The organism is Helicobacter magdeburgensis, from assembly GCF_000765825.2.
GTDB classification, from domain to species: domain Bacteria; phylum Campylobacterota; class Campylobacteria; order Campylobacterales; family Helicobacteraceae; genus Helicobacter_C; species Helicobacter_C magdeburgensis.
In genome coordinates this window covers 1-617 of record NZ_JRPE02000053.1, presented here as the reverse complement: position 1 = coordinate 617, position 617 = coordinate 1, and the positions used below count along the sequence as shown (strand labels likewise).

Annotated in this window: 1 protein-coding gene; it reads left to right on the top strand. The window is 35.7% G+C overall.

The window, feature by feature from the left end:
* Window positions 1-24: 24 nt before the first annotated feature.
* The coding region (locus LS74_RS10815) for a replication initiation protein (protein ID WP_138129155.1) at window positions 25-617 on the top strand (593 nt) is incomplete at its 3' end.

Genomic DNA, 617 nt, shown 5'->3' with positions numbered 1-617 from the left:
TGGTAAAGCTAAAGGATTCTACCAATGATTACACAAGCTCCTAAGAAAAAATCCATTAAAAGAAAAACCCAAAAAGCCATAGTAACGCAAGATAATCGCTTTATCTATGCTAAATACGATATGAATGCCAATGAGATGAAATTTTTTATGTGGATAGTCGCACAGCTCAACAGCCAACGCGATACCTTGTTTCAAGTGTGTCAAATCCCACTTAGTGAGATTTTTCAAGTGTGGCAATGGAAAGAAACAAGTGAGGGTTATAACTATGTGCGAGAGCTTTGCTACTCTATGGCAAAAAAGGCTTATGTGGAGGATTTTAAACTGCTAGATGAAACCACAATGAAAGAAAAGAGTGTGTTTCAAGCAATGCCACTTTTCAAGTTTATTAGATACGAACAAGGGCAAAGTTATGTAACTTATCAGCTAAATGATAGCCTTACAGAATATCTTTTAGACCAAAAGCGAGATTTTACACAGCTCAAATTTAGCGATATACAGCAAATGAAATCAGCTTATAGCATTAGAATCTACAATATGCTAGTTTGTGAGCTAAAGCAAAACCGCCAAAGCCTAAAAATGAATCTTGCAGTATTGCAAAATATCCTAGAAGTGCCTAA